This is a genomic window from Pseudomonadota bacterium (assembly GCA_023229365.1).
GTDB lineage: Bacteria > Myxococcota_A > Polyangia > JAAYKL01 > JAAYKL01 > JALNZK01.
Window position 1 is genome coordinate 1 of the sequence record JALNZK010000181.1, and the last position, 8114, is coordinate 8114.

The window sequence follows — 8114 nt, forward strand, 5'->3', positions numbered from 1 at the left end:
GCGGTGTCCGTGGCGGTGTCCGTGTCCGTGTCCGTGTCGGTGTCCGTGTCGATGTCCGTGTCCGAATCGGTATCGGTGTCCGTGTCGGAATCGCTGTCGGTATCCGTGTCGGAATCCGAATCCGTGTCCGTGTCGGAATCCGTGTCGGTGTCGGTCGAGGCGTCCGAGTCATTCGTGCCGCCGTCGGAGCAGGCAGCTCCGAGCAGGGCCGCCCAGCAGATCAACCACGTAACATGGCGCATCTTGTATCCCCCTTGTTCCTTTATTCGGCCGTTCGGACGCAGAGCACGTTCCTGGAGGTGGTCTTCGCGACGTTCGACACGCCTCCCCTGGCGACCTCGTTCCCGGTGTCGTTGAACCACACGACATACGCCGTCCCCACGTTCAGCGGGTGCGTCGTCGACGACCAGTACGCCCCGATCGTGAAACCGGCGGAGGTGAAGAACGCGGTGTTGACCGCCGGCGCAGTCGTCTTGTTCTCCTCAACTAACGACGCTAGCTCCGTGACGTTCGGCAGCCTCCAGTCCGCGTGGCCGTCGTAGTCGAGCTGATCGCAATGGGAGAGCGCGACGACCCAGGACGAGCCCGCCGGGACGTCGCCGGTGGCCCACTCCAGATCGGTCTGCTGATCGACGACCGTCGGGAAGGATTCGATGCCCCCCATGACGAACCGTGGCGTCGTGGCGGCCGCCGTGGCGGCCCAGAGGGCAGCGGCGCCCAGGATGATCCATACGCTCGTGTGCTTGCGCATCGTCGACCTCCTCATGGCTTCACGCACCACGCGTAGGCGGTGCCGCTCGTCTTGTTCAAGTGCCGGACCGCGCCGGACAGGAAGTCGATAGCCCAGACCTCGGTCGCGGTGCCGTCCGAAACGTCCGTCGAGGTCCAGAAGAGCCCTCCGCTCGACGTCGAGGCCGGCGCGTTGAAGATCGGATCGACGAACCAGCTCTCGGCGGGCGAGATCCCGAAGTCCAGGATGGTGACGAGCTCGTGCCGCTTCGGCAGGCGCCAGTCACCGGTGCACACGGCCACGGCGCCGGCGTAGTCCGTGAGCGGCGCGGCGGGCTTCTGCCAGATGAGGCCGGAGAGGCCGTCCAGGATTTGTCCGGCGGTGGGCTCCGTGAGGTTGCGCCCGTTGCCGATGAAGTGGCCGTCCTGGGAGGAGTAGTCGGCGGGGGAGACGAACCCGGAGCACGCGACCCGCGCGTTGGTCGCGTCGTAGCAGTCGGCCGCGTCGTCGCCGAGCCCGGTGTCCGGAATCGAGAAATCGGCGAACGCGCAGGTCATCGGGTACGAGGGCCCGGCCATGTCGCAGGCGTAGAACCACTCCGAGCAGTCGACCGCCGCCTCGCAGCACAGCCCGGCGTTCTCGCAACAATGGTCGGCGAGGCACTCGCCGCTCGCGCAGTCCGACGCCTCGTCGCAACCGCCGGTGACGAGATCCACGACGCAGCCGGTCAGATCCTCGCAGTGGTAGCCGGCCGCGCACATATAATCCGTCTCGGCAGGCGTGAAGCAGTCGCCGTAGCACGAGGCGGTGGTCGAGTTGCACGCCCTGTTCCCGACCGAGCAATGGGTCTCGCTCGTGCAGCACGTGGAGCCGTCCGCGCAACAGACGTCGTTCTGGCAGTGCAGGAACGTCTCGCACTCGAGGTCTCCCGAGCACGGGTCGCCGACATCGCCGAGATCCGTGTCGGTGTCCGTATCCGTATCCGTATCCGTGTCGGAATCGGTATCGGTATCGGTATCCGTGTCGGTGTCGGAATCCGTGTCCGTGTCGGTGTCAGAATCCGTGTCCGTGTCCGAATCGGTGTCCGTGTCCGTGTCCGAATCGGTGTCCGTGTCCGTCGACCCGTCCGGACCGCTGTACCCGGGCAGGCTCAGGCAGCCGGCCGCGAGGAGGGACGCGAACAGGGCGACCGTCAGGCGCATCGTCATCGTCTCCATGGTTGTATCCCCCCCCTAAAATTCCACGGCGATCCCACCGGGAGCCGCGCGCACCGCCACGGCGCCCGCGTCGCCTTCGATCTTCTCCCTGCCGCGCCGGTCGAGCACGATCAGCACGACGCCCGCGGCGATGAAGACGCCGGCGCCGACGAACCCGCCGATCATCACGCCGTGCGCCGTCTGCGCGTCCTCTCCCGCCGCGTCGTACTCGTCGCGCGACGCCGGGTTCTCGACCGTGTCCAGGGCGTCGCCGCGCTTGGCCGCGAACACCCCGCCGAGCACCCCCGCGCCCGCGCCCACGGCGAGCGCCGCGATCCCGCCTATCAAGAGGCCGCGCGGCCGCTTCGCCCCGTCGGGCTCCTTTGCCCCGCCCGCCTCGAGCGACACCGCCACGGTCGCCGTGCCGGCCGAGGCGACCTGGACCTTCCGCACGAACGGCGCCTTGCCCGCCTGCAGCACCTTCACCTCGTGCTCGCCCGGCTGCACCTCGCCCTCGTACGGGCAGCCGCCCACGACCTTGCCGTCGAGGTGCACGACCGCCTCCCCGGCCTCGCACGCGATCTCGATCCACGCGGCCACGGCGCGCAGCTTCGCGCGCACCGCGATCGTCGCGCCGGACGCCACGTTCACCTCGGTGCGAAGCGGCTTGTAGCCGTCCCGCTCCACGCGGATCGAGTGCTGGCCCGGATCCGCGAGCAGCGCGTCCTTCAGCGGGGTGCGGCCCACCGCGCGATCGTCCACGAACACCTCGGCGCCTCCCGGCGCGCCGTCGATCAGGATCGTGCCCACGAGCTTCTGCATGTCCGCGAGCGCCTGCTCGACGTTCAGCTTCATCTCGGGCTTGACGTTCGCGCCCATGGCCGAGAGGTACTTCTTGAACGACGCGATCGAGTCGACATAGCGGAAGAGCGCCTTCTGGCACATGGCGATGTTGTAGAGGAGCCCCGGCTTGGGGACGAGCTCGTACGACTCCTCGAACGCGGCGAGCGCGGCCGGGTAGTTCTCCTCCTTGATGAGCGCCATCCCATCCTGGAACTTCGTCTTGGCGACCTCCTGATCATCCGCCGCCGCGAGGCGCGGCGCGACCGCGAGCAGGAGCGCGGCGGCCGCGAGGACGGCCATGAGCCTCTTCGTTTCACTCGGATGCATCTCAATCCCCGTTTCTCGTGACCGTGCGGGGTGCGGTGCGAACGGATCGCGCCTCCACCCAATCCCATGATCACGTCCCAAAGCGGATGTGACGGGAGCATACCAGAGCCCCCCCGGCTCAATCAACGTCCTCTATTTTTCCAGAATAATCGCGCGCCCGCCCGCATTTCTTTTTCCATGAAACGCAATCTGCTATGCCCGGTGCAGGGCCGATATCGATCAGGAACGGGACGACATTGACGAACAACAAGAATGAATCCGGCCGCGCGGACGACCTCGCGACCTACTTCGCCCCGCGCGGAGAAAGCCGTCCGGGGTTCTTCACCCGACGCGACTTCCTCGTGGTGGGCGCGGGCGCGGCGCTCTCCTGCGCGCTGCCGTTCGGCTGCGGCGACGACAAGGGCAAGGCCGGGGGCCCGGGCGCGGCGCCGCCGGACGTCGCGGCCAAGGGCACGCCGTGGGACGGGACGACGCGCGCGCTCGACCTCATGGACGCGCTCCACCTCGCGGACATCCGCCACCACGGCGAGTACGTCGACTTCGGCACCGCCGCGCGGTTCAAGTACACGCTCGGCGGCTGGATGAGCGGCTTCGACAACGACGTCGACATGAACGGCCTCGCGTACACGTGGGCCACGCGCTCGCCGTCGCGGATCTACTTCAGCCTGCCCGAGCCGAGGCCGCTGACGTTCGAGCTCCGCGTCAAGAAGGCCGGGGTCGAGTGGTTCTCGATCTACCTGAACGACGCGCCGCTCACGAAGCTGACCATGAAGGGCGGCGACTTCGAGGTCGTGCGCGCGACGAGCGCGATCGAGCAGGCCAAGGCCGGCGAGAACCTCCTGAAGCTCGTGTACGGCGAGCACGAGAACAAGGTGGCGGGCTCGCTCGCGGCGTTCGCGGTCGACTACCTTCGGATCATCCCCGAGGGCGAGGCGGGGGCGGATCCGTTCGAGGCGCCGCAGCTCGGCGAGCTCAGGCGGCCGCACAAGATCGACGGCAAGGAGATCGACTCGCTGCTCCTGCCGGTGCCGATGACGCTGTCGTACTACCTCGAAGTTCCCGCCGCGTCGAGCCTGTGCGTCTCGGCCGCGTGCGTCCCGCCCGGGGACGCGCAGAAGCCGGCGCCCGTCGGGCTCAAGGTGCGGCTCACCCCGGCGGACACGATGGCGACCGTCGACGTCGCGGACGCGTCGATCGCCGCGGGCGAGTGGCAGGATCAGATGTGGAGCCTCGGCAAGGCCGCGGGCAAGCTCGCGCGGCTCGATATCGAGATCGCGGGCGAGAAGGGGAGCCGCGTCGCGCTCGGCGCGCCGGCGATCCGGATCGCGCCGCCGCGGGTGGAGGACGCGTCCCGCCGGCCGAAGAACGCGATCGTGCTGCTCATCGACACGCTGCGCGCGGACAAGCTCTCGGCGTACGGCAAGACCCACGTCAAGTCGCCGGCGCTCGACAAGTTCACGTCCGAGGCGACGCTGTTCGAGCGCTGCCAGGCGACCGCCAACTGGACCAAGCCGTCGTGCGCGTCGGTGCTCACCGGGCTCTACCCGGACACCCACAAGGCGCGCGGCCACTCGTCGCGGCTCGCCCCGTCGATCAAGATGGCCGGCGAGATCTTCCAGGCCGCGGGCTACGCGACCGGCGCGTTCATCGCCAACGGCTACCTCGCGGGCGAGTTCGGCTTCAACCGCGGCTGGACGCAGTACGTGAACTACATCCGCGAGAACAAGCCCTCGACCGCGGAGAAGCTGTTCCCGGACGTCGTCGCCTTCATCCAGGCGCAGGTCGCGGCCGGCAAGCCGTTCTTCACCTACGTGCAGACGATCGATCCGCACGTCCCGTACGATCCGCCGGCCGAGGATCTCAAGCTCTACGACGCGGAGCCGTACACCGGGCCGATCGTGCCGCGCGGCACGGGCGAGCTGCTCGAGGCGTTCAAGCGGAAGCGCGTCGTGCTCGAGCCGCGCGACAGGCGCCACCTCGAGGCGCTGTACGACGGCGAGGTGACCTACCACGACCGCCACTTCGGCCGGTTCCTCGACTCGCTCGCGCGCGACCGGCTGCTCGACGACACGATGATCGTGGTGTGCGCGGATCACGGCGAGGAGTTCTTCGAGCACGAGTCGGTGGGCCACGGCCACACGCTCTTCCAGGAGCTGCTGCACGTCCCGCTCGTCGTCCGCGCGCCGGGCGTCGTGCCCGCGGGCAAGCGGATCCGCGAGGACGTCGGGCTCTGCGACGTCCTGCCCACCGTGCTCGCCGCACTCGGCCAGGCGCCGGCGGCGGGCGTCGAGGGGCGCAGCCTGATCCCGACCGCGAACGGCGCGGCCCCGGATCCCATGGGCGCGGCGTTCTCGAGCTTCTGGAGCGAGGCGGACGACCGCAACCTCCAGTGGAGCGTGCGCAAGGGCGACTGGAAGCTCAAGATGCGCGGCCCGGTGAACACGTCGCTCCACAACCTCGTCGAGGATCCGCGGGAGGTGACCGACGCGGACGAGCGCTACCCGATCGCGGTGCGGGCGCTCAGGATCGCGCTCGGCCAGTTCATCGGCGCGCCGGACAAGGCGGCGTGGGCGTCGGGCAAGATCGCGGCCCAGGCCGCGGCCAAGCCGCAGGGCGCCGAGGACAAGGCCGAGCAGATCCCCGAGGAGCTCAAGGCGCAGCTTCGGCAGCTCGGGTACATGCAGTAGCCGAGCCCGGCTCACGGCGCCCAACGGCGGCGCGGTTTTCCCGGCGCACAGAACCTACCAGGAAGGAAGTCAGGGCCAAGCGCGATAGCTTTAATGGAAGCGCCGTGCTCGGGCTTTCGATCATTGTTATCATGAACGGGGCAGCTCGACGGATGGGTAAAGCGATGCGCACGATGAAGACGCTCTTGCCGACAACGCTCGGGACGATGGTCCTCGGGCTCACCGTGTTCTCGGCCGGGTGCTGGGGCTCCCAGCCGCCGAAAGGGCCGATCGGATCGACGGATTCGGACAGCGACAGCGATTCCGATTCCGACGTGGACGCCGATACCGACGGCGATTCCGACATGGACACCGACACCGACGGCGACACAGACATCGATACCGACGATTGGCCGACGGACACGGAGTGCTACTGGGGGGACCTCACCATCGCGGACGCCTCGGACGTGGCCACGCTGGAGCCGTGGACGTGCCTCACCGGCGGCGACCTGACCATCACGACGTCCGTGCTCACCGACGTGGATCTGCCGAACCTCCAATGGGTCGGCGGGAATCTGATCATCGAGAACAACACAACCCTGACGAGCCTCTCGGGGCTGAGCGCCCTCTTCGACGTGAACGGGGACCTGAACATCACCGGCAATGCCGGCTTGACGACCCTGTCCGGCTTGAGCGCCCTCCAGTCGGTGGGAGGGAGCCTGGAAGTCGCATCCAACCCCGACTTGGCGAGCCTGGGCCTGACCGCGGTCAACTCAGTGGGCATCATGTCGGAGGACGGGAGCATCACCATCGATTCCAATCCCGCGCTGACGAACGCGAACCTGACGAGCCTCACCTCCGTCTCCGGGAACCTCGAGATCTTCGACAACGACGCCCTGGCGAGCCTTTCGGGCCTCGGCGCATTCGCCTCGGTGGGCGGGAACTTGTACGTCTCGGACAACGGCCATTTGACGAGCCTCGGTGGGCTGGGCAACGTCACCGACGTCGGCGACTACCTGTACGTCCAGGGGAACGATCTCCTCGCGAGCCTGGACATGACCGATCTCGCGATCTGCCCGAACCTGACCGTCATCTCCAACCCGGTCCTGCCCCAGTGCGAGGCGTGCGGCCTGCTCGTCGAGCTCGACGAGCCCCCGTTGAGCTTCAACTTCTCGGGAAACCAGGCGGACACCTGCCCCACCGACTGCACCTGACAGCCGACGCGGCGCCCGGTCTTTTTTTCCCCCTCCCCTTGACCATTTCCTCGGTGTGTATATCTTTCGACCGCGTTGAGCGGTCCGGGCTGGGGAGTGCTCAACGGTGAAAACATCTGCAACACAGCGAAAAGATAGAGAAAGGAGACCATCATGGCAATCAGACCACTTCGTGATCGCGTGCTCGTGAAACGGCTCGAGTCCGAGGAGAAGACCAAGGGCGGCATCATCATCCCGGACGCCGCCAAGGAAAAACCGCTCGAGGGCAAGGTCATGGCCGCGGGTTCCGGCAAGCTGCTCGAGGACGGCAAGATCCGGCCGCTCGACCTCAAGGCCGGCGACAAGATCCTGTTCGGCAAGTACACGGGCACCGAGGTGAAGGTCGACGGCGAAGAGATGGTGATCCTGCGCGAGGACGACGTGCTCGCGGTGATCGAATAACGGAAAGAGGAGGAGTGACATGGCAGCGAAGCAGATCATTTTCGAGCAGTCCGCCCGCAACCACATCCTGAAGGGCGTGAACACGCTCGCGAACGCCGTGAAGGTGACGCTCGGCCCCAAGGGCCGCAACGTCGTCATCGAGAAGTCGTGGGGCTCGCCGCTCGTGACCAAGGACGGCGTGACCGTCGCCAAGGAGATCGAGCTCGAGGACAAGTTCGAGAACATGGGCGCGCAGATGGTCAAGGAGGTCGCCTCCAAGACGTCGGACGTCGCGGGCGACGGCACCACGACCGCGACCGTGCTCGCCCAGGCGATCTACCGCGAGGGCTCGAAGCTCGTGACGGCGGGCCACAACCCGATGTCGCTCAAGCGCGGCATCGACAAGGCGGTGGTGTCGATCATCGAGGGGCTCGCCGGCATGAGCAAGAAGGTCAGCGGCCGCACCGAGATCGCGCAGGTCGGCACGATCAGCGCGAACGGCGAGGTGGCGATCGGCGAGATGATCGCCGAGGCGATGGAGAAGGTCGGCAAGGAGGGCGTGATCACGATCGAGGAGGCCAAGGCGATGGAGTCCACGATGGAGGTCGTGGAGGGGATGCAGTTCGACCGCGGCTACCTCTCGCCCTACTTCATCACCGATCCCGAGCGGATGGAGACGGTCTACGAGGACGCGCTCATCCTGATCCACGAGAAGAAG

General features: G+C 67.5%; 8 protein-coding genes. 4 read left to right on the plus strand and 4 right to left on the minus strand.

Annotation, left to right across the window (positions count from 1 at the left end):
* From M0R80_29980 to M0R80_29995, 4 genes are all read right to left on the minus strand, one after another.
* Positions 1-242: hypothetical protein (locus M0R80_29980; GenBank protein MCK9463868.1), on the minus strand; the 242-nt coding region annotated here is incomplete at its 3' end.
* Between the two features lie 20 nt (positions 243-262).
* Entirely contained in the window at positions 263-751 is a 489-nt protein-coding gene (locus tag M0R80_29985; protein MCK9463869.1) for a DUF1566 domain-containing protein, read from the minus strand.
* Between the two features lie 11 nt (positions 752-762).
* Complete coding sequence (locus tag M0R80_29990; GenBank protein ID MCK9463870.1) at positions 763-1947, minus strand: DUF1566 domain-containing protein; 1185 nt, start codon at positions 1945-1947, stop codon at positions 763-765.
* 15 nt (positions 1948-1962) lie between these two features.
* On the minus strand, positions 1963-3096 hold the full coding sequence (locus tag M0R80_29995; protein ID MCK9463871.1) for a PEGA domain-containing protein: 1134 nt from the start codon (positions 3094-3096) through the stop codon (positions 1963-1965).
* Positions 3097-3332: 236 nt separating this feature from the next.
* Between M0R80_29995 and M0R80_30000 the strand changes: the two genes are divergently transcribed.
* The 4 genes from M0R80_30000 to groEL form a co-directional block, all read left to right on the plus strand.
* On the plus strand, positions 3333-5783 hold the full coding sequence (locus M0R80_30000) for a sulfatase (protein MCK9463872.1): 2451 nt from the start codon (positions 3333-3335) through the stop codon (positions 5781-5783).
* A 152-nt stretch (positions 5784-5935) separates the two neighbouring features.
* Positions 5936-6976 carry a hypothetical protein gene (locus M0R80_30005; GenBank protein MCK9463873.1) on the plus strand — a complete coding sequence of 347 codons (1041 nt, stop codon included), beginning with the start codon at positions 5936-5938 and terminating at the stop codon, positions 6974-6976.
* Positions 6977-7129: 153 nt separating this feature from the next.
* The gene (gene groES / locus M0R80_30010; GenBank protein MCK9463874.1) at positions 7130-7417 is read left to right on the plus strand and encodes a co-chaperone GroES; all 288 of its coding nucleotides are present in this window, start codon (positions 7130-7132) and stop codon (positions 7415-7417) included.
* 19 nt (positions 7418-7436) lie between these two features.
* On the plus strand, positions 7437-8114 hold a 678-nt coding region (gene groEL / locus M0R80_30015; protein MCK9463875.1), incomplete at its 3' end, for a chaperonin GroEL.